The 25,405-nt window shown below is 63.6% G+C and carries 28 protein-coding genes; 16 read left to right on the top strand and 12 right to left on the bottom strand.

Features of this window, described 5'->3' with window-relative positions:
• Positions 1-188: 188 nt before the first annotated feature.
• A complete protein-coding gene (locus ABID77_RS01345) occupies positions 189-383 on the top strand; it encodes a hypothetical protein (RefSeq protein ID WP_055839804.1) in 195 nt (64 codons plus the stop codon).
• A gap of 88 nt (positions 384-471) precedes the next feature.
• On the opposite strand, the gene ABID77_RS01340 is transcribed toward ABID77_RS01345, so the two are convergent.
• Positions 472-1,116, bottom strand: coding sequence for a hypothetical protein (locus tag ABID77_RS01340; protein WP_156362720.1), 645 nt, complete (start codon positions 1,114-1,116; stop codon positions 472-474).
• Between the two features lie 512 nt (positions 1,117-1,628).
• Positions 1,629-2,009, bottom strand: a complete 381-nt coding sequence (locus ABID77_RS01335; protein ID WP_156362722.1) for a hypothetical protein — start codon at positions 2,007-2,009, stop codon at positions 1,629-1,631.
• Positions 2,010-2,067: 58 nt separating this feature from the next.
• Here ABID77_RS01335 and ABID77_RS01330 point away from each other — a divergent pair, with 58 nt between their 5' ends.
• Entirely contained in the window at positions 2,068-2,460 is a 393-nt protein-coding gene (locus tag ABID77_RS01330; protein ID WP_156362724.1) for a helix-turn-helix domain-containing protein, read from the top strand.
• Positions 2,461-2,770: 310 nt separating this feature from the next.
• Here the strand turns inward: ABID77_RS01330 and ABID77_RS01325 are convergent, their stop codons facing one another.
• A complete protein-coding gene (locus ABID77_RS01325) occupies positions 2,771-4,978 on the bottom strand; it encodes a sigma factor-like helix-turn-helix DNA-binding protein (protein ID WP_429589741.1) in 2,208 nt (735 codons plus the stop codon).
• Between the two features lie 304 nt (positions 4,979-5,282).
• Here ABID77_RS01325 and ABID77_RS01320 point away from each other — a divergent pair, with 304 nt between their 5' ends.
• On the top strand, positions 5,283-5,825 hold the full coding sequence (locus ABID77_RS01320) for a hypothetical protein (protein ID WP_156362728.1): 543 nt from the start codon (positions 5,283-5,285) through the stop codon (positions 5,823-5,825).
• 543 nt (positions 5,826-6,368) lie between these two features.
• Here ABID77_RS01320 and ABID77_RS01315 read toward each other — a convergent pair.
• The 3 genes from ABID77_RS01315 to ABID77_RS01305 form a co-directional block, all read right to left on the bottom strand.
• Positions 6,369-6,674, bottom strand: coding sequence for a hypothetical protein (locus tag ABID77_RS01315; protein ID WP_429589738.1), 306 nt, complete (start codon positions 6,672-6,674; stop codon positions 6,369-6,371).
• A gap of 67 nt (positions 6,675-6,741) precedes the next feature.
• Positions 6,742-8,673, bottom strand: a complete 1,932-nt coding sequence (locus ABID77_RS01310) for an FTR1 family protein (RefSeq protein WP_429589735.1) — start codon at positions 8,671-8,673, stop codon at positions 6,742-6,744.
• Positions 8,674-8,774: 101 nt separating this feature from the next.
• Entirely contained in the window at positions 8,775-11,090 is a 2,316-nt protein-coding gene (locus ABID77_RS01305) for a heavy metal translocating P-type ATPase (protein WP_429589733.1), read from the bottom strand.
• Positions 11,091-11,176: 86 nt separating this feature from the next.
• Between ABID77_RS01305 and cadR the strand changes: the two genes are divergently transcribed.
• Complete coding sequence (gene cadR / locus ABID77_RS01300) at positions 11,177-11,620, top strand: Cd(II)/Pb(II)-responsive transcriptional regulator (RefSeq protein ID WP_429589731.1); 444 nt, start codon at positions 11,177-11,179, stop codon at positions 11,618-11,620.
• 142 nt (positions 11,621-11,762) lie between these two features.
• On the opposite strand, the gene ABID77_RS01295 is transcribed toward cadR, so the two are convergent.
• Positions 11,763-13,061, bottom strand: a complete 1,299-nt coding sequence (locus ABID77_RS01295; protein ID WP_068629683.1) for a Y-family DNA polymerase — start codon at positions 13,059-13,061, stop codon at positions 11,763-11,765.
• Positions 13,062-13,079: 18 nt separating this feature from the next.
• Entirely contained in the window at positions 13,080-13,520 is a 441-nt protein-coding gene (locus ABID77_RS01290; protein ID WP_429589730.1) for a LexA family protein, read from the bottom strand.
• A gap of 28 nt (positions 13,521-13,548) precedes the next feature.
• Here ABID77_RS01290 and ABID77_RS01285 point away from each other — a divergent pair, with 28 nt between their 5' ends.
• Both ABID77_RS01285 and ABID77_RS01280 read left to right on the top strand, forming a co-directional pair.
• On the top strand, positions 13,549-13,773 hold the full coding sequence (locus ABID77_RS01285) for a hypothetical protein (RefSeq protein WP_082754867.1): 225 nt from the start codon (positions 13,549-13,551) through the stop codon (positions 13,771-13,773).
• Positions 13,734-14,459 (top strand): SOS response-associated peptidase, encoded by a 726-nt coding sequence (locus ABID77_RS01280; RefSeq protein WP_068629681.1) that lies wholly within the window; start codon positions 13,734-13,736, stop codon positions 14,457-14,459. The genes ABID77_RS01285 and ABID77_RS01280 overlap by 40 nt, the downstream gene beginning before the upstream one ends.
• A gap of 83 nt (positions 14,460-14,542) precedes the next feature.
• On the opposite strand, the gene ABID77_RS01275 is transcribed toward ABID77_RS01280, so the two are convergent.
• A complete protein-coding gene (locus ABID77_RS01275; protein WP_082754865.1) occupies positions 14,543-14,758 on the bottom strand; it encodes a hypothetical protein in 216 nt (71 codons plus the stop codon).
• Here ABID77_RS01275 and ABID77_RS01270 point away from each other — a divergent pair.
• The gene (locus tag ABID77_RS01270; protein WP_135148873.1) at positions 14,748-15,065 is read left to right on the top strand and encodes a DUF6691 family protein; all 318 of its coding nucleotides are present in this window, start codon (positions 14,748-14,750) and stop codon (positions 15,063-15,065) included. The two genes, ABID77_RS01275 and ABID77_RS01270, sit on opposite strands and share 11 nt — an antisense overlap.
• Positions 15,066-15,072: 7 nt before the next feature.
• On the opposite strand, the gene ABID77_RS01265 is transcribed toward ABID77_RS01270, so the two are convergent.
• Complete coding sequence (locus ABID77_RS01265) at positions 15,073-16,434, bottom strand: chloride channel protein (RefSeq protein WP_236698428.1); 1,362 nt, start codon at positions 16,432-16,434, stop codon at positions 15,073-15,075.
• A complete protein-coding gene (locus ABID77_RS01260; RefSeq protein ID WP_055839817.1) occupies positions 16,404-17,354 on the bottom strand; it encodes a LysR family transcriptional regulator in 951 nt (316 codons plus the stop codon). The genes ABID77_RS01265 and ABID77_RS01260 overlap by 31 nt, the downstream gene beginning before the upstream one ends.
• 120 nt (positions 17,355-17,474) lie before the next feature.
• Between ABID77_RS01260 and ABID77_RS01255 the strand changes: the two genes are divergently transcribed.
• The 9 genes from ABID77_RS01255 (at position 17,475) to ABID77_RS01215 (ending at position 24,596) form a co-directional block, all read left to right on the top strand.
• Positions 17,475-18,590, top strand: a complete 1,116-nt coding sequence (locus ABID77_RS01255) for a YeiH family protein (RefSeq protein ID WP_055840464.1) — start codon at positions 17,475-17,477, stop codon at positions 18,588-18,590.
• A 66-nt stretch (positions 18,591-18,656) separates the two neighbouring features.
• Positions 18,657-19,709 (top strand): YncE family protein, encoded by a 1,053-nt coding sequence (locus ABID77_RS01250; RefSeq protein WP_082448433.1) that lies wholly within the window; start codon positions 18,657-18,659, stop codon positions 19,707-19,709.
• On the top strand, positions 19,654-19,785 hold the full coding sequence (locus ABID77_RS01245; protein ID WP_429589728.1) for a substrate-binding domain-containing protein: 132 nt from the start codon (positions 19,654-19,656) through the stop codon (positions 19,783-19,785). The genes ABID77_RS01250 and ABID77_RS01245 overlap by 56 nt, the downstream gene beginning before the upstream one ends.
• A 36-nt stretch (positions 19,786-19,821) precedes the next feature.
• Positions 19,822-21,093 carry a molybdopterin-dependent oxidoreductase gene (locus ABID77_RS01240; RefSeq protein WP_055839820.1) on the top strand — a complete coding sequence of 424 codons (1,272 nt, stop codon included), beginning with the start codon at positions 19,822-19,824 and terminating at the stop codon, positions 21,091-21,093.
• Between the two features lie 9 nt (positions 21,094-21,102).
• On the top strand, positions 21,103-21,783 hold the full coding sequence (locus ABID77_RS01235; protein WP_429589726.1) for a c-type cytochrome: 681 nt from the start codon (positions 21,103-21,105) through the stop codon (positions 21,781-21,783).
• Positions 21,784-21,849: 66 nt separating this feature from the next.
• Positions 21,850-22,170, top strand: a complete 321-nt coding sequence (locus tag ABID77_RS01230) for a high-potential iron-sulfur protein (protein WP_055839826.1) — start codon at positions 21,850-21,852, stop codon at positions 22,168-22,170.
• On the top strand, positions 22,167-22,571 hold the full coding sequence (locus tag ABID77_RS01225) for a DUF305 domain-containing protein (protein ID WP_201781860.1): 405 nt from the start codon (positions 22,167-22,169) through the stop codon (positions 22,569-22,571). Before ABID77_RS01230 ends, ABID77_RS01225 begins: the two co-directional genes overlap by 4 nt.
• 31 nt (positions 22,572-22,602) lie before the next feature.
• A complete protein-coding gene (locus ABID77_RS01220) occupies positions 22,603-23,997 on the top strand; it encodes a beta-propeller fold lactonase family protein (protein WP_055839832.1) in 1,395 nt (464 codons plus the stop codon).
• Positions 23,994-24,596, top strand: coding sequence for a hypothetical protein (locus ABID77_RS01215; protein WP_156362734.1), 603 nt, complete (start codon positions 23,994-23,996; stop codon positions 24,594-24,596). Before ABID77_RS01220 ends, ABID77_RS01215 begins: the two co-directional genes overlap by 4 nt.
• On the opposite strand, the gene ABID77_RS01210 is transcribed toward ABID77_RS01215, so the two are convergent.
• Positions 24,569-25,405 carry an anti-sigma factor family protein gene (locus tag ABID77_RS01210; RefSeq protein ID WP_055839838.1) on the bottom strand — a complete coding sequence of 279 codons (837 nt, stop codon included), beginning with the start codon at positions 25,403-25,405 and terminating at the stop codon, positions 24,569-24,571. The genes ABID77_RS01215 and ABID77_RS01210 overlap by 28 nt on opposite strands.

Genomic DNA, 25,405 nt, shown 5'->3' with positions numbered 1-25,405 from the left:
TCAGGTTGCATCGTTTTTCGCCGGAGGCGGCCCCGGCCATAATTTTCATACACGCCATACTTTCCATACTTCACCAAGATGGTTCGTCCGCGCGTCCGCTCTCCGTCTCGGTGCGCCTGTCACGAACCCCTAATGCGGCCGCAAACAATCTGGCCTTCGGACCGCAGGCTCATTCGTGTGCGCCAGTGATGACCAACGTCCAATGTCTCAGCCCGCGATTCGATAGGCCGCAGGCCTACGGCATCACGCACGGGATCGAAGTCGCCGTGCGGATCCCCAAAGAAACGATTTTTAGTCGGTCCGCCGATGCGTTTTTCGGCCTGGGATTGGACTCGGAAGCCGTCTTTTCTTTCAAGCGGGCGATGCCGGATTGCGGGTCATGAGGTGTCGGTGCGCAGAATCGAATCGGGTGCAGCGTGAACCTTCGCAGAAGAAACGCCTCGGCCCCGTCGCGGTGCGTGTGTGGGACGGCTAATCCGTTCCGACAAGCACGGCCAGTGCGAGGTGATTGAGCCTTGGCACGAGCCGCTGCCCTTGTACCTGCCTGATAACGGCTTGCACCAGGGCCACCGGCAAAGAGAATAGAAATCCGAAGATCACGCCTGCGACGATGAAAGAAACATCCGTGCCGGCGGAGATGGCACACAGCACCCCAATGCCGGTGCCAATGATCAGCCCCCATTTGATGCGCTTTTTATAAAAGCCCGGCGGAAGGTAGAGTCCGAGCGGCCGCAGGCGGTCGCAGTGAATCGACTTGTCGAAGTTGAATTTTCCGGTGGTGTTGTTCAGGGCGCCGAACACGGAACCTTCTTCGATGCCTTCGGCGGCACCGTACACCAGCGACATGTCGTGGCCAACTCTCGAGTCGACGGGAAATTCGCTCAGGTCATGGGCGGACTCCTTCCCGTCGGGCGAGCGCAGCCAAACCTTGTTGATTGACACGATCTCGGAGTGCAGACGTCCAGGACGAACAATCGCCGTACCTCCAATGTACTGCCGTTGGTCGCGATCTTGGTGGACGACGGCGACTGAAGTTTCGGAAGCATCGATGACGACACCGCGAGCAACATCAAGCCAGATGCGTCGCTTGCCGGGTAATGTGATCGTGGTGGGCATGAGCGGGTGTTGGGTGGAGTTAAAGGGCCGAGGTGCTAGCTTCGGAGCCTTTGGCAAGTCGCAGCGAAACTCATCCGTTGCTTCGGCTCCCGACTGGCTGAAGTTGATTGGGATCACAAAGCCAGAGAAGGCGAGCCGGCCTCAAGCGTCTATGGATTTGCTCAGCTAACCTGAGATGACGCACGTCGGCCGACCCCGGAGCGACTGAAGTTGGCCGGAAGTCGGCGGCGAAAGAAGCGGGCCAATCACCAGGAAGTCAGTCGCCTCCGCGGCTTGAACAACGAGGAAGGGTGGCTTGCCCGAACTCACACTCCAGGGGTTGCCCTCGGCGTCGCTCAGGTACACGCTCTCGATCGAACCCCGAGCTCGTTTCGGGCAGCCTTTCAGGATCGTGGCTTTGTCGGCAGCGTGTTCGAACGTCAGTGGACGTATAGCCCCGTGGGCGGGTAGCCAGCACGCGAACGCGAGCAAAGTTGCGAGGCATCTCAAGAGTTGGGCACGAGAGCGGAGGTTCACAGCACCTCCCTGGACAGGCGATCGGATTGCGCCAATTTGCTTGCGCATGCATTGCGCATCCATTCGACCGCAGAAGGCAGGGGCGTGCCCAGGCCCGTCAATGCTGCGGCCAACATCTCGCCATAAACCCGGCCCGCGCCATCAACCGCATAGTCGGCGCCGCCGATCAGAACAGCACAGTGCGTTGGATTGGCCAAGAAGGCTGAAACCGCAGCGGGTACGGGGCCGCGATCCTGAGCCTGCGCACCGTGCATGCAGGCGAGCGCGAGCGCGCAAAGTGAGAGCGATGGGTATTTCACAGGTTCCATTGGTTGCCCGCCCGCGAGGGCGAAGGATGCGGATCGACACCAACGAAGGATGTTGAGTATCGCGTACACGATAAAATTATCGCATGCTAGGGAATGATAAAAATCAATCGGTCGCGACAATTTGCGGATGCCCTCCGCCGTTGACCCGAAAGCCTTTGGCACGCGCTTTCGTCAAGCGATGCAACGCAAGGGGCACGGCGGTCTCGGTGCGACCCAGTTGGCAGAGGCTCTGGTGTCGGAGTTCCCTGAAGGGCTGTCCGTCCAGAGCGTGCACAAGTGGGTCAACGGCACAGCAGTGCCCCGCCCGGATCGATTGGCGATTTTGGCGCGTTGGCTAGACGTGTCCGAGCATTGGTTGCGTTTTGGGCCCGACCCGAAGGCCTCGAACCGGCAGACCGGCGGTTCGGATCGGCCTCTTAACGCCAAGGACCTCGCTCGTCGGCTGCAAGCGCTGTCAGAACCCCAGCGCGAAATTTTGGAGGCCCTGCTCCTGGAGTTTGAGAGGATTCCTCCAGAGTGACGCTGAACGTGTTCTTGGGTGCCGGGTAGCGTGATGCGCCTTGGCCTTGGGGCCCGAGTCTTCCAAAGCCGGCCTACGGGCACTCCGGTCAACGGACTGTTTTGCGCCGAGATCTTCGCTTCCGCTGCGTGCCAAGATTCGTGCACTTTGATGCTGGTCAGGACTGACGATTTCCGGCACGGGCGCGTTTTCGGGACACGAACGGCAGCTGCTGCGAACGACGATCGGTCAAGGACCAGAAATGGACCCCGATCGCGCGAACGAGGTGGTCTCGACCATCAGCTACCAGGCGCTGCTCGAGCAAGGCTCATTAGAGCGGCGGCGGGGTTGCTTTCGCCGGGATGATCTCGTAGTTCTGGTTCGGCATGTCGATCACCAGGTCGAACCGATCGCCGGGAGCGACCCCGGCCTTGTTCGCGGATAGTGCCAAGCTGAAGAATTGCTGGCTGTTCGCCTTGATGTTGATCGGAGGGAGGCTTTCGCCTTTGTGCGCGAAGGTGCCATAGATCTTCCCGAGAAGGAATTTCGGCAGGTAGACGACCTGACGCCGTAGCGGTTCCATCGACGCCGATTGCGTGACGCTGAAGCGGTAGGGACAAGTCAGGTCGACGGCCCCTTCCAAGGGAGCATTGCGGCCGACCTCGACTTCCCTTCGCCGGCGGGCATCGATCAGGCCTTGTGCAGGGATCGGCCGACCACGGATCGCATAGATCGAGTGCTCGAGCTTCTGAATCGCAGGTGAACTGCTGAGCGCCACCGAAACCGCCATGTTCGAGACGCCACCTAGTACCACCAAGCGGGCTGCAATTTCTGTGCGCGTGGCCGCGCCGCCGTGTTCCTCGATGATGCTGACGATCGTGGCCTCTGTCGGCGAAAGAGCGTCGCGCGCGACGGTGGCTTTCGGTGTGTACTTGTTGTGCGCGTTGGCCGTGAGCCAATTCCAGCCTCCGATGAGGGCAGTCATCACGTGCAGCGGCGGCATGGCCAGCCCACGTCCGGCGCCGTCACGATAGAACCAGGCATCGTCGGTGACCAGTGCCGAGATCACGGCGTCGATCTCGACGCTACCCACGGCGACGCTCATGAGCTTGCGCATGCGCGCCGCGGCGGCACTGATGTCGCTGTCGATGAGGGTGAACCATCCAGACTCGGCGTCCAGGATGCGAAACCCAGGTGCGCGCTCGAACAGCGAGCGCAGCGTGTCCTCGTTCTGCGCCACGCCCTCTTTGATCGCCAGAATCCCCGCAATGCGGATGAAATTGGTGCAACCCACGAACGTGCAATCCCGGCGCGCTTCCGACAGGGCCACTCTCATCCAGGTCGACGGCTCGACAGCGAGGTCCAGCATCGCGATGCTTCTGATGCCATCACTCGTGCTCGTGCGCGTGGCGACAACCTGGATCGGCGGTGCGACGCCAAGCTCCTTGGCGAAGTCGATCGCTGCAATGATCCCGGCGCCCTCCCCGAGGAAGCGCTGCAGCTGCTCGTTGGCCGCTGTGGCGGACAGGGGCATGACGCGCGAGGCCGACGCGAAGAGGCGGTCCAGCGCCGGCAGCGCGAGCGGCCGCGCACGCAGCGAGGCCAAGAGGCCTTCACAGATCTGCCGCACGCGCTCACGGGTGAGGTCATGCACGTCGGCCACCGCCTGCAAAGTCGCTCCCTCCAAGCCAGCAAAGCGGCCGAGAAAGAGTTCTCGGCGGCGCTGCAGGCCTGCGTGATCTGGGCGCAGGCCGGCGTCGACCAGCGCGTGGCGCAGAAGGTCTTCGAGTTCCTCGGCCCAAGTCGCCTTGTGGGCAGCGATCAGGCGCACGCAGAGTTCGTGGGCGAATCCTGAAAGGGACGGCTTTGCGATCTGCTGCGTGAGCCACGGCGCGAGCGCGGAACCCGCGACGCCCGGAAACCTCAGGTCGTCGATGTCCAGGCCTTTGACCCAGGCTGCGTTGAGGCAATCTTCGACGGCGGCGCGGAAGGTGTCGTCCACGCAGACATTCGGCGAGACCTGGGGCGCCAGCGCCACCATCCTGGCGCCTACAGGCTGGCCAACCCAGTAGGTCGCCTCGATGCGTGCGAGGAGGCCGAGCAGCTCGGCCACCGGCATTTTGAGGGCGTCCTTCACCTGGCGAAGCGTCATCGAGGGGAATGCCTGCGTGAACCCCGCGCTTCGCGTGAGCGCCAGCAACCTGGCCCGCTCCGTGCCGCTGGTTGCCAAGTGCCATTCATCGGTCAGGCGCACACCGATGGGCGAATTCCAGATCACATCGAAGCTGGCGCGCCGGCGTGCAACGATCATCTCGCGCATCTCGGCGGCAAACCGCGCACTAGGAAGGCCCTGGCGCTGCCAGTTAAAAAGCTCGTGCGCCTCGACGTCGCCGTGCACCGAAGGCAAGGCGCTCTTGACGAAGGGCCTCATGAAACTCGGCACTACCCTGGCATGGCGGACGATGGCGCCGGCTGAAGTTGGCGCAGGCTGGCCGGAGCCTGCGACTTCGGGCTGGAGGGCGGCGTCGAGCTGTTTCAATGCATGCCCTTATTCGAGGTCGTCCTCTTCGGCGTGATCGTAGGTCTCGGTGGCCTGCGCGCTCTCGCGCATGCGGGGAGACAGCCGCGGCAGTTTACCGATTCGACAGCGCGCCCTCCAGGCTGCAATGCATCAGCCAGGGCGGTGCAGGCGCCGTTGCCATCGGGGGGGACGCTTCGCCCAGCGCCGGCGAGGCACCACCGTGGCGACTCGCCCATGCGCGAATAGGCCCCTTTTTGAGAACTTGCTGCCGTGACGACAGCCGCTCAAAATTGCATGGCTCGAAACGAAGAACGCCCGATCCATGAACCAACCGACCTCGACAGCGTGGAGCGACTCCTCTCAACTTCGCGCCCTGCTTGCAAGGTTTCAGTACATGTTTCCATTGACGGGTGTGGAACGGAAGCGGGCGTACATTTTCTTTCGCGGATGGATGCCAACATTCGCGCTGCTGTGCCAACACATCGATGAGGCCCTCGGGAGCGAAAAACGCACTTTCCGGTGGACGCGCGTTCGAGAAAAGTTCGGTGCACCGACCTTCGCATACGAAATGCAAGGACGGGCACGGCACGTGATTCACGCGCATCGCCCAACTGACGTCAGGCGAATCATTTGTGAGCCAAGCGAATCATTTGACCCTACAGCAGTTGCGATCCAAGAAGCTGTGCTGGAAGCTGAGGTGAGGTTGCGAGAGACATGCATCGTCTGTGGGACGAGTTCAACCATCACCAATGATGTCGGGCCATGGGTATCACTTTGCGTCGCTCATCGGAAGTGGACATTCGTGAAAAGCTTGGAAAACGAGGCTGCGTCGGTATGGGGAGCTGCCCAGCTTCGCGAAGCATGAACGGACGACCGACAATGATTACCATCGGCGCCTCGTTTCCCAACGGACGTGTCCAAATGCCTTACCCGCTTGAAGCAAGCCAAGTAGCCGGCGCGTTTGGAAGTGATGCTGACATCTGCTAGGTCCCCCACGCTAAGTTGTAGTCCATACGACAAACCCACGCTTGGATCGGGGCGCGCGTCAGACGACCGAGATTCGCCGAAGCGGTCGTTCTACACCGGGCGGCGGTCGGCAGCTTCAGACTGGTTTCGGTCGTTCAGGACGATTCGATCGAACGATAGCTTTGAGCCCAAAGCAGGCACCCGCGTTAGAAACCGCAGCGCCCAAAAGCGGACCTTGGAAGGTCTCTCGTCTGCCACATCAGAAAAAAAAGGCTGGCACACCGTGCCAGCCTTCAGGTCGCCAGACTAGCTGGCTTACCTACCGCTTATTCGCAGCAAGGCATCGTCACCTCATCACAGCAGTCTGCGCCGTCGCAGCAGGGCTCTGCAGCGAAGACGGCGCCTGACGCGAGCATGAGGGCAAAAATGGCAAGTAGCTTTTTCATGTTGATCCTTGGTCGAAATGGGAAAAAAGACGGGTTGCGGCGATTTCCCAAGGGGGTCGCCAGATGTCTTTGATTCGGGTCGCGAGCATCACCGATGAAGCTGTAGGCGCCAGAGCTGCAGGCACCGACAACAGCTGCGCGCTGGGCAGCGATGGTAAGGCCAACGGCTGGCAAATGCAGCTTGCGATCACGCAATGGATGTCGCCGCACTCTTCGCAACAGTCGGGCGGACGCGGGCTTGCTGCGTAGGCGGTGTGAACCGCGAACAGCAAAGCAAGGACAAATCCAAGGACCGCGCGCATGGAGGCAGGGTAGCAGAGCAGGCTTAAAGCGGAGGGGCTTGGAACGCTGCCCCCCATGCCAACGAGCTCAGGCGTGCCGCAACTGGCGAGCCCTGTACGCATTCATCACGAAGCCAAATAGTGCGATCGCCAAAACGACGACTTGTGCACTGACCGTCTCGGCAGACGGATACACCCCCAGCAGGTCGATGCGCGGCGCCATGATCGGGGTAGCACCGAGCCAACCCGCCTCCTGCAGGCCGGCCATGCCCTTGCCGGCCAGGACTACCGCCAGCACGGCAACCAAGATCGAGCTGATGCTGAAGAACTTCCCGATCGGCATCCGGGCGCTGGTCTTGAGCAGCACCCAGGTGAGTATCGCCAGCAGTGCGATGCCCACGCCGAGCCCGCTGAGCAAGGCATTGCCGTTTCCATCGGCAGACAGTGCCGAGTAGAAAAGGACCGTCTCGAACACCTCACGGTAGACAGCGATGAACGACAGGCCGAACAAGGCCCAGGCCGATCGCTTCGACATGGCTGAGGAGAGCTTTTCCTTGAGGTAGGCCTGCCAGCGGCCTGCGGCACTCTTCTGATGCATCCACAGCCCGACGCTGAGCAGGACGAGGGCTGCAAAGAGCGAGGAGAGCCCTTCGGTCACTTCACGGCTCGCGCCGCTGATGTTCACGAAGTACGTCGCAACGCCCCAGGTGAGCCCGCCAGCGGCCAGGGCTGCGATCCAGCCTCCGTGCACGTAGCGCAGAACGTCTGGACGATTGGCCTTCTTCAGGAAGGCGATCATGCCGACCACGATGAGCAAGGCTTCAAGGCCCTCGCGAAGCAGGATGGTGAGCGAGCCCAGGAAGGTGGTGAGCGGCTCCGCGGCCTGGCCACCCAGCTCTTTCTCCACCTCGCCAAAGAGGTAGTCGAGCTTTTGCGCAGCGGCCTCTGTCTGGGCCAGCGTGCCGTTGGCGATCGCTGAGCGATAGGCCAGCATGCCGTTTTCGACCTCCGTGAGGAGCGCCTTGTTGCGCGCGCCCAGCGAAGGCTCCAAGGGCTCGAAGCCGTCCAGGTAGGCCGAGAGCGCCAAACGCGTTGCTGACGCCTTGTCGCCCTTGCGGATCGCTGCCAGGCTTTCGTCCAGGCGCGTGCGAGACAGCGTCAGGCCGCCGGCGTTTGCAGCCGCCGAAGCTGCTTCGGGCTGGCTACGCAGGAATGCGGTGATGTCGCGAGCGGCTTCCGGGGAGATCTTGCCGGCGGCGGCAACTTCGGTGGTCGTAGTCACGGCGGCCAGGTCTGGGAATGCCTTCCGGGCAGCAAGATCTTGCTTCCACAGCTGCTCGCCCCGCTCACGCATGCTGCTGTCATAAGAGAGCGTTCCGGCAAAGAACGCCAGCGCCCATCGATCCTCGTCAGGCAGCGTGGCAAAACTCGGCATTGACGTACCGGTGACGCCTTGGGTGACGACCTGGTAGAGCGCCATGAGGCTTCGCGAGCGCGCGCGTTCACGGTCGGTGAAGGCGATCGGGGGTGGGTCAAGCTTCGCAGCCAGGGGGCCATCACCGCCACCCGCGGCGCCATGACAGGAGGCGCATTGGGCCTGGAAGAGCGCGGCGCCTCGCTTCAGATCCGGGAGCGCCTTGGGCGCCACCGGGATCGGGTAGGCCGCAATCAGGAGCGCCTCGGCTTCATGTGCGAGTCGAGCCACGTCAGCTCCATCGGCCTTGTTGGTAACGGCCTCTTGCAGCTTGGTGGCCGCGGCGACCACGGCGTCTTTCGAAGCGTGCGTTGGCAGGCTGCGCGCCTGGTTCACTGCGTTGGCCGTGAAGTCGCGCATCTCGGCGTACTCGGATTCGCTGACGACGGCGCCCTTTTCGACGGCCCCCCCGTAGTCCACGGCGACATAGTCCAGCAACTGCCAGAGCTGGCGAGGGCCCTCGTCAGCACCTGGCGATGGCGTCTGAGCTACTGCAACGCCCCAAAAACACATCCACACCGAGAACACCAACAGCAAGCGCTTCATCTTCAACCTAAATAAGAACGACAAAGATTTTCGTTCAACTACTGAGAGGGACTGCTCCCTCGGATGGCACTGCATCATCACGATGCAGTGCTGGTCAGCCCTCAGGCCTGCGTTTTTGCCTTCATGAGCCGGAGGCCGTTGGCGACCACGAGCAAGGTGGCCCCCATGTCAGCAAAGACGGCCATCCACATGGTGGCCGTGCCGAGAACGGCGAGCACCATGAACACCGCCTTGATGCCCAAGGCGAGGGAAATGTTCTGCATCAAGACCGTGTGGGTTTGCCGGGACAGGCGGATCGTCTCAGGGATGCGTCGCAGGTCGTCGTTCATGACGACGACGTCGGCCGCTTCCATGGCGATGTCCGTGCCCATGCCACCCATCGCGAAACCGATGTCGGATTGAGCAAGCGCGGGGGCATCGTTGATGCCATCGCCCGTCATGCCTGTCATGCCGTGCTGCTTCTTCATCCCTTCGATCTGAGCGAGCTTGTCCTCGGGCAGCAGATTGCCGAGCACCTGATCGATGCCCGCTTGCGCGGCGATCGTCTTGGCGGTGGCGACGTTGTCACCGGTCAGCATCACAGGGACGACGCCCAGCGCTTTCAGTTCGGCAACGGCTTGCTTCGAGGACTCCTTGATCGTGTCCGCCACAGCAAAGATCGCGAGGACGCCGTCGTCATCCGCCAGTAGCGTGACGGTGCGGCCTTGTTCCTCGTGCTTCCTCAGCTCCGACTCGAGTTCTGTGGAAAGCTGGCCTCGTTCTTGGACAAGGCGAAGGTTGCCAAGGGCGTATTTCCGCCCGCCGATCACGCCTTCCGTGCCGCGGCCTGGCAGAGCTGTGAACGAAGCAACATCGCTCTTTGGCAAGCCCAGGCCTTGGGCGATCGCCTTGGAAACGGGGTGGTCGGATCGATCGGCCAAGCTCATGCCGATGCGCCCGATCGGACCCTCATCGTCACCGCCGCGCAGAGACCTCCACTCCACCAGCTTAGGCTTGCCTTCGGTGATCGTGCCCGTCTTGTCGAGCGCCAGCGCCTTCAGATTACGAGCTTCTTCCAGGTAGGTTCCCCCCTTGATGAGGATGCCTCGGCGTGCGGCCGCGGCGAGCGCGCTGACGACTGTGACGGGGGTTGAGATGACCAGCGCACAGGGGCATGCCACAACCAGGAGAACCAAGGCCTTGTAGATCGCGTCCAACCAGGCGAAGCCAAAGAGCAACGGGCTCAGCACGGCAACCGCCAACGCCAATGCGAAGACGGCGGGCGTGTAGATCGCGGCAAAGCGATCGACGAAACGCTGTGTGGGAGCGCGCGTGCCTTGCGCCTCCTCAACGGCGTGGATGATCCGGGCCAAAGTTGTATTGGAGGCGGCGGCGGTCACGCGGAACTGCAGCTCCGCCGTCTCGTTGATAGTGCCTGCGTAGACCGGATCGCCAACCGTGCGATCGACCGGCAAGCTTTCACCGGTCACGGGAGCCTGGTTCACTGCGCTTCGCCCTTCGGTCACGATGCCGTCCAGCGGCACCCGCTCACCAGGGCGAATCCGCACAACGGCCTCTAGGGGGACGCTCTTCGATGGGACCGCCTTCCAGGTCCGGTCCACCTGCAGCACATCGGCTTCTTCGGGCGCAAGCGCGATCAACCCCTTGATGGCGTTGCGCGCTCGATCCGCGGCACGCCCTTCGATCAGTTCAGCGATCGCGTACAGGGCCATCACCATCGCAGCCTCTGGCCACTGACCGATGAAAAACGCGCCGGTGACAGCGACGCTCATGAGTGCATTGATGTTCAGACGGCCGCGAACCAGGGCCTTCATGCCTTTGGTGTACGTCTCGACGCCAGAGAGCCAGATGGCGAGCACCGCCACCACCAGGCCGGCGTACTTCAAGGCAGGGGCGTCGCCCGAGAAAAAGTGGAAGGCTTCAGCACCGACGGCCAAGACCAAAGCCGCTGCCAGCCGCTTCACGCCTGCGCCATGCTCATGGTCATCTTCGTCTTCCGCTCCTGCCTTCGCCCCGACGGCTACAGGCGTCGGCTCGTAGCCAGCCTTACGGATGGCGGCGACGGCAGCTGCCAGAGCGTCAGCTTCGGCTTGGATGGCCACAGTTCGCGCGCCGAGTTGAAAGTTCAGGCTGCGGATGCCGTCGACCTTGTCCAGCGCCCGGCGGATGTCGCTTTCCTCAACAGCGCAGTCCATGGCGGGGATGCGAAAAACGCTAGCGCCGGCAGGAATCGCGGCGACTAGCACAGCCGCCGCCGCTTGAGCGCAGCACGCGTCCGCGGCGCAGCAATCGTTCGAAGAAGCAGATTCCGACACAGGCTCAGAACATGAGGTCTTCGAGGAGGCAGTAGCAGGCGCAGACGAAGGCGAAGGCGAGCAGCAAGACGCTTGGCTGCAGCAATCTTCAGCAGCAGGCATGGCAATCTCGCGAGGGTGGGTATTTGACATCCAAGCATTTGAAACCTTGAAGTGGGTTTAGAGTCAAGGCTTTCTTGGAGGTCCAGATGAAGATCGGCGAGCTGGCCAAGGCGACGGGTACGAGCGTGGAGAACATCCGCTTCTATGAGCGCGAGGCGCTGCTGCCAGCGCTGATGCGATCCGAAAACAACTACCGGTCCTATGGGGACGAGCACATCGAGCGGCTCACCTTCATCCGGCATTGCCGATCGCTCGACATGGCACTGGGCGAAATTCGCGCCCTCCTGCGTTTCAAGGAGACGCCGCAGGCGAACTGTGAGGGCGTCAACGAACTGCTGGATGAGCACATCGGACACGTCGCCGAGCGCATCCGAGAGCTGCGGGCGCTTGAAAAGCAGCTGAACGTGCTGCGTGCGCAGTGCGCAGAAACGAGCGCCGCGGGCTGCTGTGGGATCTTGAAAGAGCTTTCGACTGAGATACCCGCAGCTACCGAGAACTCGGTGCGAAAACACATCCACGGAACGCACTGACAGGGCAAAGCCGCTCAGCGGCGTTGCCCTGTAGCAGACGTTCGCTGATGTCTGCTACTGGCCGTTCTGCACCGTCTACCGCTAGATTGCAAAGGACAGCAATCGCTGCGAAGCGGTCCTTTGCTTCACCGCGAATCCGAACTTAAGCCAACACCCTCGGCACATCCGCCCACCGCGTCGTGTACTCCGGCGTCTTCAACGACTGCTTCATCGTCCAGGTCCGCTGCCCGTTCGATTTCCCCGTGCTAGCCAGTGCAATCGATCCCCGCCCATACCGTTCGTTGAGCCGGTCCATCGTCTCCATGAGCGCACTGCGATCCGGTGGCCCTTCATCGAGTGCCAGCTCGTGCTGCTCCACCGAGGCATCCTGCAGGTCGAGCAGCATCACGCCGGCCTTGGCGTAGTTGAAGCCGGGCCTGAAGATGGCCTTGGCCCCGTGAACCGCCGCCTGTACCAAGGCCGCCGTATCAGAAGTTGGTCTTCGCAGCGGAACAGTCACTGAGCGCGAATACTGCTTGTCGTCGCGCCGGAAGGGACTGGTGCGGATGAAGCACAGCACCTGGCCGGCACGGCTGTCTTGCTTACGCAGCTTCTCCGCAGCGCGGCTGGCGAACTGGCTGACCGCTTCGATGAGGTCGGCCAGCTGGGTCACCGGCTGCCCGAAGCTTCGAGTGCTGGCGATTTCCTTCTTGGCCGGTGCTTCGTCCTCGAAGCCGACGCACTGCTGGCCCTGCAGTTCTCGCACCGTGCGCTCCAGTACCACCGACCAGCGCCCTCGCACCATGGCCGGATCGAGCCGCACAACATCCAGCACGCTCTTGAGCCCGGCTTCCTGCAACTGCGCACCGATGCGTCTTCCAATGCCCCAGACCTCGCCCAGCGCCGTGGCAGCAAACACGGCCTCCAGATCGCTGGGCGGGAGTGCGCTGAGGTTGCACACGCGGGCAAACTCAATCGGGTAGCTGCCGGGCTTGCGGTCGGCGGTCTTGGCCACGTGGTTGGCCAGCTTGGCGAGGGTCTTGGTGGCGCCGATGCCGATGCCCGTGGGGATGCCGGTCCACTGCAGGATGCGCTCGCGCACCCGGTGGCTGCGTGCCACCAGATCACCGCGCATGGTGCTCATGTCGATGAAGGATTCATCGATGCTGTAGATCTCCTGGCCCGGCCCGAGACCGGCGGCGATCGCCATCATCCGGTTGCTCATGTCGCCGTAGAGCGTGAAGTTGGCACTCAGGGCGACCACCCCCGCGTCGGGCAAGGACTGGCGGATCTGGAACCAGGGCGCCCCCATCGCAATGCCGAGTGCCTTGGCTTCATTGCTGCGGGCGATGGCGCAACCATCGTTGTTGCTCAGGACGATGACCGGTCGGCCCTGCAGGCTTGGGCGAAACACGCGCTCGCAGCTCACATAGAAGTTGTTGCCGTCGATCAGCACGTACATGGCGTATCCGTGGACCTGCTATTTCACGAACCGCTTGATGGCGGCGGTGACGACGCCGCAGATGATCAGCTGTTGGCCTTCCTTGAAGGTGATCTCGGGGAAAGTGGGATTGGCTGTGGTGAGCTTGATGCGGCCGCTGCGCTTGTACAGGTACTTGACTGTGAAGTCGCCATCGACCTGGGCCACGACGATGTGACGGTGCATCGGGGTGATGGCCCGATTCACCACCAGCAGGTCGCCGTCGCCGATGCCGGCTTCGACCATCGACTGGCCGCTGACCTGCCAGTAGAAGGTGGCCAGCGGATGGGTGATCAGCAGGTCGTTGAGGTCTTGGCGCCGAATGGCGAAGTCGTCTGCAGGAGATGGAAATCCGGCGCGCAGCTTGCCTTCGACCACAGGCAACGGGAGCACCACAGGCTCCACTGCGACCTCGGCGGCAAAAGGCGGAATACTGTACATGCATCCAGTATATAGCTAGGATGACGCCATGAACGACACCACCGCTGAAATCTGGATCGCGGCCTGTGCGCACCGGCTGCAGCAGCACTGGCGCACGGTCGATCCGGACGTACTGGAGGAGTTGGCGACGGACCTGTCGAACGACTCACACCTTCTTGCGCTTTCGCCCGCCCAGGCTGCCGCTGAATGGCTGCAGCCCGTAGCATGTGGTCCATGTGCACCCGCTACATCTCCCCTGAGACACGAGAAATAGAAGCGTTTTGGCACATCGGCGCACGCACCCCCAACAACCCTTTCCCGAGCCCGCGTAGCCTCTTTCCGCTGGCGACTGGGCCGTTCCTGCGCAACGCTGCCGACGACGGCTCGCGCGAGCTGGCATGGGGCCAGTGGGGAATGATTCCGCCCGAGAGCAATACACGCATCCCGATGACCCGGCCGCGCGGTCCGGGCGAAAAGCCCAAGAGGCTCAGCACGGTCAATGCGCGCATCGAATCAGTCAACAGCCGGCCCACGTTCAGCGGCGCCTGGCGTGCCGGGCAGCGCTGCATCGTGCCGGCCTCGAGCTTCGACGAGCCGAACTGGGAGACCGGCAAGAACGTCTGGTGGCAATTCCGCCGGGCCGACGGTGCGCCGTGGGGAGTGGCAGGTCTGTGGAGCCGGTGGATTGACCCGGAGACGGGCGAGACTGTGGACAGTTACACGATGCTCACCCTCAACGCGAACGCGCATCCGCTGATGAGCCGCATGCACAAGCCCGAGGTGGATCCAGCGACCAAAATGCCGTTACCGCCTGAGAAGCAGGACAAGCGCAGCCTGGTGCTGATCGAACGGGAACATGTCGACCGGTGGCTCCAAGGCACGCTCGACGATGCGAAGGGGCTGCTGGTGCCGACGCCGGCCGAGAGGTTTCTGGCAGGGCCGCACGCGATCGATGCTTGAACGGCCATGCGAGTATTCATCACCCTTGCCTGGTTCGCCGGCGCGTCTCGGCAGTGCTTGCAAGCTTCGAGCCGGATCCGTATCTAACGCATGTTCGTCGCGTTCCCCGCTTTGCTGTCCGCTTCAGACTGACTGCAGTCGGTCGACCTGGCCCGATCAATGTCGGCGCTTGCACAAAGCAGCATCACGCTGGCCCCTCGCGCGCGCAAAACTTCGGCCTGGTTCGCCAGCGGCACTACATCGATGCCCAGTTGCTCCATCAACGTCGCATTGCCGATGGCAAGGGTCTTGACGCTCACGACGCCCTTGATTCCGATTCCCGACGCGGAGTCAAATTGCTCGGCCTTGTCCAACTTCAGCTCGCGATCCCTTCTGGGCGAACCAGTGAGATGGCCAAACGCGCGAGCGATCGACCGCCTGGCGTTCGGCAGCCTGCTGTTCGGTGTCAGTTGGGGCCTTGCGGGCTTCTGTCCTGGACCGGGTCTGGTGGCGCTCGGAATGGGGGAAAGCGAGGCGCTTGTCTTCACCGCCGCGATGCTCACCGGAATGATCGTCTTCGAAGGCATTGAGCGTCGCAAGTCGCTGCGTGCAGAACCCGCGATCTAACACAGGCTCAGGGATTCGGCTTCTGCGCCATCGGCGATTCGATCGGATTGCCATAGAGCGGTCGCGCGCCGAATTGTGTGCTGATGGCGTAGGCCACGCCGCAGGCTAGCATCACGGGAACGGTGAGCTGGAATTGATTTGTCATCTCCAGCACCATCACGATCGCCATCAGCGGTGCATGGGTGACTGCGGCCAGCACCGCCGCCATGCCGACCACCGCGAGCAGACGCGGATCGCCCACCCACACCGCCGGCAACCAGAGCGCCGCCACTTGGGCCAAGACACTTCCAGCGGTCGCCCCGACGAAGAGCGATGGCGTGAACACACCGCCGATCGCGCCGCTGCCCGAACTCAGCGTCGTCGCCACCACTTTTGCGAGCAGCACCCACGCGAGCCATTGCCAGGCGTGGTCACCGTGAAGCACCTGCGACACCACGCTGTAGCCATTGCCCCAGACCTGCGGCACCCAGGCCGACAACAGGCCCACGAGCAAGCCCCCGAGTCCCAGGCGCAGGACTGGCGTACGGATGCGCGCGAACCAGCTTCGCCCTGATTCCAGCAGCGCCAGCAACCCCCAGCCCAACCCCCCGAACAGCACGCCGGCGAGTAAGGCGATACCGAGGCTCGTCGGTGCCATGACGACAGGCGGAACGTCGTAGAGCGGTTTGGGTTCGACCAGCCAGTAGATCAGTGAACTGGCCGTGGCCGACGCGATCAGCACCGGAGCGACCGTGTGGCGCGCGAGGAAACCGAGCGCCAGTTCCAGAACGAAGACGACGCCCGCAATGGGTGCGTGATAGGCCGAGCCGATGCCTGCGGCGATGCCGCACACCAGCAGCGTGTTGCGTTGTTCCGGCGCCGTCGCGACGAGTCGTGCCAGCCGCGCACTGACCCAGGCAGCCAGTTGGACCATCGGCCCTTCGCGTCCGATGGAAGCGCCCGTGCCGACGGATAAGAGCGCGGACACGGTGCGTGTCAACGTCGTTCGATCGTTCAGGTCGACTCTTCCTGCGCGCGCGGCATCGATGTAGTCGAGGTTCGCCGCGCCGCCCGGGCCCCGCCTGGCCCAGGCCGTTCCGCCTTGCAGGACCAGCCCTGCGAGCAAGCCGCCCAAGGTGCAGACCAGCGCGCGGTGCCAGGGCGACAACGACAACGCGGCTTCGACCAGTCCGCCGCGCTGACCGGTCGCGAGTTCCTCGACCCATTGCGTCAACCACCGGAAGCCCAAGACGGCAGCCGCAGCGAGCGCGCCCGTCACGGCCGCCCACCACCAGACGCGCAACGTTTCGGCAGCCGGTCCCATGGCCCACAGGCGCGCACGACCGCGTCTGGGAGACGCTACTTCTTCGGGAAATTCGTTGGCAGCCACGGGGATTCCATTTCAAGACGCTCGCAGTGCGCCACGAAGCGTTGCAGGTTGCCCGAAAGGCGCTTTTTCTGATGGTGCACCAGATAGAAGCGGCGAGTCAGACGAGGCAACGTGGTTCGCAGAACGACCAGTCTGCCGAGTGTCACCAGGTCCTGCACCGCGCACAGCGACAGGCAAGCCAGCCCGAGGCCTTCGGCCGTCGCCTGCTTGATCGCCTCGGTGCTGCCCGGCTGCATGTCGCCGTCCAGGTGGTGGAGGTGCGGCAGCAACACGTGCTCCACGGCCTCGCGCGTGCCGGAACCCGGCTCACGGAGCAACCAGCGTGCCTGCCGCAAGGCCTTCAACGGAACGCGTGCCTGCACGCCCTCCTGCACCAGCGCATGCGTCGGTGCAGCCACGATGACCAACTCGTCCTGAAGCCATGGCGTCACTCGAAGCTCGGCCTCGTGGCAGGGCCCTTCGATCAGACCAATGTCGACCTCCAGGCGGGTCACGGCCGCAGCGATGTCGCGCGTGTTGCCGATGACGACATCCACTGCGGCACCGGGCCACGTCCTGCTGTAGCCGGCGATCAGCGCCGGCAGCACGTAATTGCCGATCGTCGTGCTGGCACCGACGCGAAGTCGCGTGACCAGCGGCGCGGTGTCAGCGCCCGCGCTTCCGAGACCGAACCGGCTTTCGATCTCCTGTGCGCCGTCGAGCAATGACCTGGCTTGCGGCAGCAGCGCACGGCCGTTGTCGTTCAGCAGCAAGCGCTTGCCGATGCGGTCGAACAGTTGGGCGCCGAGCAGGCTCTCCAGTTCGTTCAGTGCGCCACTGGTTGCCGACTGGGACAGTGCGACGCGCTCACCGGCGGCCGTGGTGCTGCCGGTGTCCGCCACGGCCGTGAAGATCAGGAGTTGACGCAATGTCAGGCGCATCCAAACGCTTTCGTTACCTGTTCGATGGCTAGGTTATAGCGGAAGTATCCGTTTGTCGGATAGATCGTGCCGGTTCAAAGTTCGTTCATGCCTTCCGAAAACGACGTGATGGAGAAAACGATGCACACCGCCACTTCCGCAGCCCACCTGACGCACACCCCCGCAGCGATGCACCGTGTACGCCTGTTGGTTCCTGGTCTCGCACTCACGGGCGCTCTGGCTTTCGTGTCGATCCAACTGGGCAAGATCGGCTGGCTGCAGTCCAACGGCATCAGCGCGCTGACCCTGGCCATCGTGCTGGGCATGGTGGTCGGCAATACCGTCTACCCCCGCATAGGCGCCGCGGCCGGCGGCGGCGTGACCTTTTCCAAGGCCAACCTGCTGCGCCTGGGCATCATCCTGTACGGCCTGCGCCTGACCTTCCAGGACATCGGTAACGTGGGCTGGACCGGCGTCGCGATCGACGCCACGGTGCTGTGCAGCACCTTCGGGCTCGCCTGCTTCCTCGGCACCCGAGTCTTCGGGCTCGACCGCAAGACGGCCATGCTGATCGGCGCCGGCAGTTCGATCTGCGGCGCGGCAGCTGTGATGGCGGCCGAACCCGTCGTGCGCGGTCGCGCCGAGCAGGTGATGGTCGCGGTGGCCACGGTGGTGGTGTTCGGCACGCTGGCGATCTTCCTGTATCCGGTGCTGTATCACCTGGTCGCTCAATACCGGCTGTTCGACCTGTCGCCGACCGCTTACGGCGTGTTCGCCGGCTCGACCATCCACGAAGTGGCACAGGTGGTCGCTGCCGGTCGTGCCGTCAGCGAGCAGGCTGCGAACACCGCCGTCATCGCCAAGATGGTCCGCGTGATGATGCTGGCGCCGTTCCTCATCATCCTGTCGGCTTACCTCTCCCGCTCCAGCGCCAAGGATGCCGATGCTGTCGACGGCGGCGACGAAAGCAAAGCCTCGCCACGCGGCGGCATCGTGATTCCCTGGTTCGCCCTCGGTTTCGTGGCGGTCGCCGGGCTCAACTCGCTCGCGTTGCTGCCCCATGCGGTGGTGACGCAGGTGATCGACATCGACACCGTGCTGCTGGCGATGGCCATGGCCGGCCTCGGGCTGACGACGCACGTCTCGGCCATCCGCAAGGCCGGCATCAAGCCGCTGGCGCTGGCGGCCGTGCTCTTCGTCTGGCTGGTGTGCGGCGGCTTCGCCATCAACGCGGGAATCACTGCACTCCTCAAATGACAGGGCGGACCTGGAATAAATCGCCCCCGCCATTCGTCCATCCATCCAGACAACCGAAAGAATCTCATGAAACTCCGTCCTCTTGCACTCTCGCTGTGCCTCGCCCTCTCGACACTCGCCTCGATCCCTTCGACGGTCACGGCACAGCCGGCGCCTGTCGCAGCGTCCGCAAGTGCGACGCAGCGCTGGACCTTCGACGGTGCCATCCACAACAATTCGCTGGCGCTCAGCCCGGACGAGGGCACGGCCGTGGTGTCGTACAGCGAACGCCCGGACGTCGTCGTCTACGACCTGAAGACCGGCAAGGTGCGCAAGGTGCTGGATGGCTTCGTGACGCCACGCAACATCGTGTTCGCGCCGTCTGGCGAGTTCTTCTATGTTTCGGACAGCAGCCTGGGCACCGTGGCGAAGATCGCCACGTCCAGCCTGAAGACGGTCAGCAGCCTGCCGGCAGGCCCCGGTGCCTTCGGCACCGTGCTGAGCAAGGACGGCGCCACGATGTACGTGAACAACCAGGCCGCCAGCACCGTCACGCGTTTCGATCTCGCAAGCGGCGAACCGCGCGCCGTCATCACCGGCTTCGCGCAGCCGCGCCAGGGCGTGCGCCTGAGTCCCGACGGATCGGCGCTGTACGTCACCAACTTCATGGGCGACAAGATCACCATCGTGAACACGGCGACCAACAGGATCGACGGCGAGATCACCGGGTTCAACAAGCTGCGCGCGATCTCAGTCACCGCCGACGGCAAGACGCTCTTCGCTGCGAACAGCGGCAGCAACACCATCGCGGTCGTCGATCTGGACAAGCGCGCCATCGAGTCGACGATTCCCGTCGGAAAGGACCCGTATGGTGCGGCGCTGTCGCCCGACGGCAGGCGCGTCTACGCCGGCAACCTGGGCGACAACTCCCTGTCCGTCATCGATGTAGCGAGCAAGAGCGTGGTCGCCACCATCACCGGATTCAAGGAGCCGCGGCAAGCCATCGTCTTCACGCGCGACGGCAAGACGGCCTATGTTCTGAACGAAGACTTGGGAATCGCCAAAGTGGACTTGGCGAGCAACCGTGTGGAGGCGACGCTGGCTGCGCCTGCGGCAAAGATGCAGAAGGCCGCGCCGTGAAGAAGCGCTCGTGGACTACCTGAGATCGCCTGCAGCACAAGCAATCTTCGAGAAGTGGGGTTGGAAGACACCCTGAATAGCCACTGTATTTATCTAACAAACGAGACAAACCATGAGATCAGGTCGCGAAGCCACACCCACCGCGCAGCACGACGCCAAGCGCCCTCCATCCCGTCGGCGCTTCGTCCAGGGCGCCGGTCTTCTCGCGCTGGGTGCGTCGCCGCTCGCCGCGCTGGCGGCTGGTCGCGATACTGGCGAAGGCGTGACCTTTGCCGACGGACCGCGCCCCATGGTGACGTACCCGCAAAAACGGCCGCTGATTCGCGTTCACACCCGGCCGCCGCATCTGGAAACGCCGTTCTCAGTCTTCAACGAAGGGCCGATCACCGCCAACGACGCTTTCTTCGTGCGTTACCACCTGGCCAACATCCCGCTGGCGGTCGACCCTGCTACCTACCGGCTCACCGTCAAGGGAAAGGTCAACACGCCGCTGAACCTGTCGCTGGCCGATCTGAAGGCATTGGCAGAGCCTGTGGAAGTGGTGGCGGTCAATCAGTGTTCCGGCAACAGCCGCGGGTACTCGTCGCCGCGCGTCTTCGGCGCCCAGCTCGCCAATGGCGCGATGGGCAATGCCCGCTGGGTCGGCGTGCCGCTGCGCAAGGTGCTCGAGAAGGCGGGTGTGGCTGCGGGTGCCCGGCAGGTGACCTTCAACGGCCTCGACACGCCGGTGCTGCCCGCGACCTCGGACTTTCGCAAGGCGCTGGACATCGAACACGCGCTGCAGGACGAACCGATGCTCGCTTGGGGCATGAACGGCAAGGACCTTCCGTTCCTCAACGGCTACCCGGTCAAGCTCATCGTACCGGGCTACTTCGGCACCTACTGGGTCAAGCACCTCTCGGAAATCGAGGTCATCGACCATGTGTTCGACGGCCATGACGCGCTGTTCATGACGACCGCCTACCGCGTGCCCGACAACGACTGCCAGTGCGTGGCACCGGGTTCCGCAGCGGCGAAGACGCGGCCGATCTCGACGCTGCCCGTGCGCAGCTTCATCACCAGCGTCCAGGCCGGTGGCATCCTGCCTTCCGCTCGCTCGATCGAACTCAAGGGCATCGCCTTCGATGGCGGTGCCGGCATCAAGACGGTGGAAGTCTCCATCGACGGCGGCCAGAGCTGGAAGGCGGCGACGCTCGGCAAGGATCTGGGGCGCTTCTCGTTTCGGGAATGGCGGGCACCGGTGAGCTTCGCGAAGAAGGGCCGAGCCGTGCTCATGGTCCGCGCGACCAATCAGAAGGGCGAAGGCCAGCCTGCCACGGTGGACTGGAATCCGGCAGGTTACCGCCGCCATGTGGTCGAGTCCACGCCGGTCACCATCGCCTGAGGACACGCCATGAAAACCACCACTTTTTTGGCCCGCGCCGTTCTTGGCTGCTGCGTGTTGATCGCGTTCAACGCGTTGGCCGCGCCGCCCGACATCAAGCTGCAGCCCGACACGTCGAAGCTGCGCCCGTCGAAGCTGCCGGGCTACGCCATCGCGATGCAGAAATGCGCGATCTGCCATTCGGCGGACTACGTCAACTACCAGCCACCCGGCATGACGCAGACGCAGTGGACCGCCGAGATGGCCAAGATGCAGCACACCTACGGTGCGCCGATCAGTGATGACGAAGTCAAGCAGTTGGGTGCCTATTTGGCGGTCGCCTACGGGTCTGCGAAGGCCACAGACGCCAGTGTGATCGCCGCATCCACACCAGCGTCTGCGCCGCCCGCTCCGCCAACGTCACCGGGTGCTGCGGCCGCGCCACCAGCTGGTGGCGGGAGTGTCAACGTCCAAGCGCTTCTTGCGAGCAACGCGTGTCTGAGTTGCCATGGCCTGACCCAGAAGATCGTCGGTCCGGGCTATCACGACATCGCCGAAAAGTTCAAGGCCGATCAGCAGGCGCAGTCGAAGCTGGAGGCCAGCATCCGTGGCGGCAGCGTCGGCAAGTGGGGCAGCGTGCCGATGCCGCCTTTCGCCGCACTGAAACCCGAAGAGGTGAAAGCGCTGGCTGCGTTCGTCTTGAAGCAGTAAGCACGCCCCCGATCGCCGGAGCGATGACTCCGGCAACGACTAAAAACCCCCCACGAGATTAAAAAAATGACCCCCACGAATCGCCGCTTTTTCATCTTGCAAGTTGCCGGCGCGGCAACTGCGCTGTCCGTCTCCGCCGCCCACGCACAGTCCGGTGGCCCGAAGCTGGCCGAGACCGATCCTCAGGCCGTGGCGCTCGGCTACAAGGAAGACACCACCAAGGTCGACGCCAAGAAATTCCCCAATCACGCGGCCAGCCAGAACTGCGCGAACTGTCAGCTGTTTCAAGGCAAGCCCAAGGAAGCGACGGGCGGCTGCCCGCTGTTCGCCGGCAAGCAGGTCGCTGCTGCGGGCTGGTGCAGCGCATGGAACAAGAAAGCGGCATGAGCAGCGGCTTCGTTCGTGCGGGGTTCCTCGGGTTGCTGGTCGCAGGGAGCACGTTGACGCAGGCGGCCGACATGCACGCGCACAGTATGAAAGCCGAGGGCGTCGTGCCTCCCAGCTTCATGGCCAGCACGGCCAAGCCCTTCGATGCGCTGATGGGCGATGCCATGGCCGTAATGGACCACGACATGCGCACCGCACCCATGAACGGCCAGCCCGCGCACGACTTCATGACCATGATGATTCCCCATCACCAGGGCGCCATCGACATGGCCAAGTCGATCCTGCTCAACACGCAAGACCCGGAAGTGCGCAACCTCGCGCAGGGAATCATCACCGAGCAGTCCAACGAGATCCGGCTGATGCAGGCCTGGCTCGCACGCCACGCATCACCCGCCAAGTAGTCGCTCCAGACACGTCGAAGAAGGACCTTTCATGAATTCACTCAAACCCCTTGTCCTTGCCACGGCGCTGGCCGTTGCATCTTTCGGTGCATCGGCCGCTTCCAATCCCGGCGACCGCGTCTACACCGCAGACCAGAACACCAACACGGTGTCGGTGATCGACCCGAACACCAACACATTGCTCGGCCAGATCAAGCTGGGGAACCAGCGCCCCGACGTGCTGTCGCCGATCTACAAGGGCGAGATCAACGTTCACGGCCTCGGTTTCTCGCCCGACCACCGCGCGCTGGTCGCCATTGCCAACGGCTCGAACTCGGTGACCTTCATCGACACGGCGACCAACAAGGTCAAGGGCGTGACTTACGTCGGCCGCTCGCCGCACGAGGCCTTCTTCACGCGCGACGGCAAGGAGGTCTGGGCCGTGGTGCGCGGAGAAAACTACGTCTCGGTGATCGACGCGAAGACCTTCAAGGAGAAACGCCGGATCGAGACCGCGCCGGGTCCCGGCATGGTGCTGTTCACGCCGGACGGTGGGCGCGCCTTCGTGGTGTCGAGCTTCACGCCCGAAGTGGCCGTGGTCGACACGCGCTCGTACAAGATCGTGAAGCGCATTCCGGTCGTGAGTCCGTTCTCGCCGTTCCTGCAGTTCACGCCGGACGGCAAGGAAGTCTGGATGGGCCACAAGGACGTCGGCAAGGTCACTCGCATCGACGTGAAGTCGATGGCGGTGACGAGCGTGATCGACACCGGCTTCATCACCAACCATCTCGGCTTCGCCAAAACCGCGCGCGGCACGCTGGCTTACGTCGCCGTGGGTGGCGAGAACGTCGTGAAGGTCTACTCGACCGATGGCGAGGCGAAGCTGCTCAACACCATCGCGACTGGCGCGCTGCCGCATGGCGTCTGGCCATCGGACGACGGCACGCGCATGTACGTCGGACTGGAGAACGGCGATGCGGTCCAGGTGATCGATACCGCCAGCGACAAAGTCATCGCGGCAGTGCCGATTGGACAGGCTCCGCAGGCGCTGGTCTACGTTTCGAACGCCGTGCCGTCGGGTGCCGGCACGGACAACCTGAAGCCGCTGGCGAACGCGGCGCCGGTCAACATTCCGCTCATGCCCGATTCCGGCGACGCCAAGGGCTTCGTGGTGGCACGCAATTTCGGCGTGGTCGATGCGCTGGAACTGTTCCTCTACAAACTCAAGCCGGAAACGGTCTACAGCATCTACGTGGGCGATCAGAAAGTGCCCGTCGCCAGCTTCAAGACCAATCCGATGGGAATGGCCGACGGCACGGCGATCGGCGAAATCCGCGAGGTCACTCGTCTGCAGTCGGAAGCCAATCCGAAGACCGCATCGATCGTGGTCATCGAAGGCGATGGGCCGATGGATGCAGCCAAGGTGGTTCTGCGCAGCCCGATGTGATCCAAGGCCCGCGCATCTTTCGTTACGTCGTGCGGCAAGACCGCGGCGGGTCGCCGAATCCTTTTCACGGCTGGTGCTCGCTCGCTGTGTGCAAGCCGCAGATTCGTCGCTCGGCACGTGTCGGCGACTGGATCGTCGGCCTGCGCAGCCGCCACAACGACCAGCTCGTCTACGCGATGCGCGTCGATGAGGTCATGGCGCTGGGCGACTACTGGGCGGACCCGCGCTTTGTCGCCAAGCGACCTGGCGGCGATGGCCCCCCGGACAACTTCTATCGGGCGATGGCGAACGGCTCGATAAAGCAGGTGGCCAACACGTTGCACGACGACAGCGAGGCCGCGCGAGACATTGCGGGCCTCAACGCCCTGGTGTCGTGGCATTTCTGGTACTTCGGCGACCAGAGCCCACCGCTGTCGACCGATCTGGTGCACCTGACGCATTCGGGCCAGGGACACTCGCTGCACCGGCGGCGTCGAGCGGATGACGTCGCCGTGCTGCAGCACTGGCTGGACCACTGGCCGATGGGCCGCAACGGAAATCCCGTCGATGCCTGGCCCATCGGGCGCCAAGACTACTTGTGCACTTCGAGCTGGCTGTAGACCGCCTCCGCGACCCGCAGCATTTCGGACTTGCTGTCGCCTGAAGAGATGGCGTAGCCGAATTCCTTGTCGACCCAGTAGAAGACATTCACCGGGCCATCCTGGCCGAACTTGAAGGCCGTCTCGCGTCCGGCGTCCTCGCGGGTGACGTACAGCGTCAGACGCTCGCCCTTTGCGCCGCCGAACATGAACTGCGCCACCGGCCCCTTGTCGCCCGGCAGCAGCCGCCCGCCGATGAGCTCGTAGCCCAGGGCGCGCAGGTCGGGCGGCTTCACTTCGGTGCCCATGCGCTTGGTCAGCCAGGTGACGAGTGCCTGCTCCTGGTCGGCGCCGACCTCCACCGGACGACGCACGTCCGGGCTGTAGACCACGTGGGCCACGGCTGCACGGTGAGCGAAACCATTGAGCGTGCCCACTCGCGCCGCCGCCAGCGTGGCACTGCGCTGCAGTTGCCCATCGTAGGCGCCACGGCCCCACCAAGCCGACCCGGTGCTGACGACCGCGATCGCCACGCCGGCTGCCAGGGAGCGCCACGGCCATTCCTGCCAGCCCGCCCCCGGCGCCGGCTTCAGCGGCAGGCGCAACGGCAAGGGCTCGGACAGGACCGGGTCGAGCAACTGCTTGAGCGCCAGATTCTGGGCACGCCAATCGTCCACGCGCTGGCGTTCGGCCGGGTGGGCATCCAGGAATTTATCGATTTCGACATGCCGCGAAGAGTCCAGAAGCTGGTCCGCGTAAGCATGCAGATCGGCTTCGGTCACCGGCTTGATGCCGTCGGTGGAAATGGGTTTGAGTGGGGGAGAGTCCAT

The sequence above is a fragment of the Variovorax sp. PvP013 genome, from assembly GCF_050435945.1.
Classification (GTDB): Bacteria; Pseudomonadota; Gammaproteobacteria; order Burkholderiales; family Burkholderiaceae_C; genus Variovorax.
This window is presented reverse-complemented; position numbering and strand designations above follow the sequence as displayed.

Coding starts and splice junctions, on each gene's coding strand:
- ABID77_RS01345 (WP_055839804.1), top strand. CDS start 189: ATGACCAACGTCCAATGTCTCAGCCCGCGATTCGATAGGCCGCAGGCC.
- ABID77_RS01340 (WP_156362720.1), bottom strand. CDS start 1,116: ATGCCCACCACGATCACATTACCCGGCAAGCGACGCATCTGGCTTGAT.
- ABID77_RS01330 (WP_156362724.1), top strand. CDS start 2,068: ATGCCCTCCGCCGTTGACCCGAAAGCCTTTGGCACGCGCTTTCGTCAA.
- ABID77_RS01320 (WP_156362728.1), top strand. CDS start 5,283: ATGAACCAACCGACCTCGACAGCGTGGAGCGACTCCTCTCAACTTCGC.
- ABID77_RS01315 (WP_429589738.1), bottom strand. CDS start 6,674: ATGCGCGCGGTCCTTGGATTTGTCCTTGCTTTGCTGTTCGCGGTTCAC.
- ABID77_RS01310 (WP_429589735.1), bottom strand. CDS start 8,673: ATGAAGCGCTTGCTGTTGGTGTTCTCGGTGTGGATGTGTTTTTGGGGC.
- ABID77_RS01305 (WP_429589733.1), bottom strand. CDS start 11,090: ATGCCTGCTGCTGAAGATTGCTGCAGCCAAGCGTCTTGCTGCTCGCCT.
- cadR (WP_429589731.1), top strand. CDS start 11,177: ATGAAGATCGGCGAGCTGGCCAAGGCGACGGGTACGAGCGTGGAGAAC.
- ABID77_RS01295 (WP_068629683.1), bottom strand. CDS start 13,061: ATGTACGTGCTGATCGACGGCAACAACTTCTATGTGAGCTGCGAGCGC.
- ABID77_RS01290 (WP_429589730.1), bottom strand. CDS start 13,520: ATGTACAGTATTCCGCCTTTTGCCGCCGAGGTCGCAGTGGAGCCTGTG.
- ABID77_RS01285 (WP_082754867.1), top strand. CDS start 13,549: ATGAACGACACCACCGCTGAAATCTGGATCGCGGCCTGTGCGCACCGG.
- ABID77_RS01280 (WP_068629681.1), top strand. CDS start 13,734: ATGTGCACCCGCTACATCTCCCCTGAGACACGAGAAATAGAAGCGTTT.
- ABID77_RS01260 (WP_055839817.1), bottom strand. CDS start 17,354: ATGCGCCTGACATTGCGTCAACTCCTGATCTTCACGGCCGTGGCGGAC.
- ABID77_RS01255 (WP_055840464.1), top strand. CDS start 17,475: ATGCACACCGCCACTTCCGCAGCCCACCTGACGCACACCCCCGCAGCG.
- ABID77_RS01250 (WP_082448433.1), top strand. CDS start 18,657: ATGAAACTCCGTCCTCTTGCACTCTCGCTGTGCCTCGCCCTCTCGACA.
- ABID77_RS01240 (WP_055839820.1), top strand. CDS start 19,822: ATGAGATCAGGTCGCGAAGCCACACCCACCGCGCAGCACGACGCCAAG.
- ABID77_RS01235 (WP_429589726.1), top strand. CDS start 21,103: ATGAAAACCACCACTTTTTTGGCCCGCGCCGTTCTTGGCTGCTGCGTG.
- ABID77_RS01230 (WP_055839826.1), top strand. CDS start 21,850: ATGACCCCCACGAATCGCCGCTTTTTCATCTTGCAAGTTGCCGGCGCG.
- ABID77_RS01225 (WP_201781860.1), top strand. CDS start 22,167: ATGAGCAGCGGCTTCGTTCGTGCGGGGTTCCTCGGGTTGCTGGTCGCA.
- ABID77_RS01220 (WP_055839832.1), top strand. CDS start 22,603: ATGAATTCACTCAAACCCCTTGTCCTTGCCACGGCGCTGGCCGTTGCA.
- ABID77_RS01210 (WP_055839838.1), bottom strand. CDS start 25,405: ATGGACTCTCCCCCACTCAAACCCATTTCCACCGACGGCATCAAGCCG.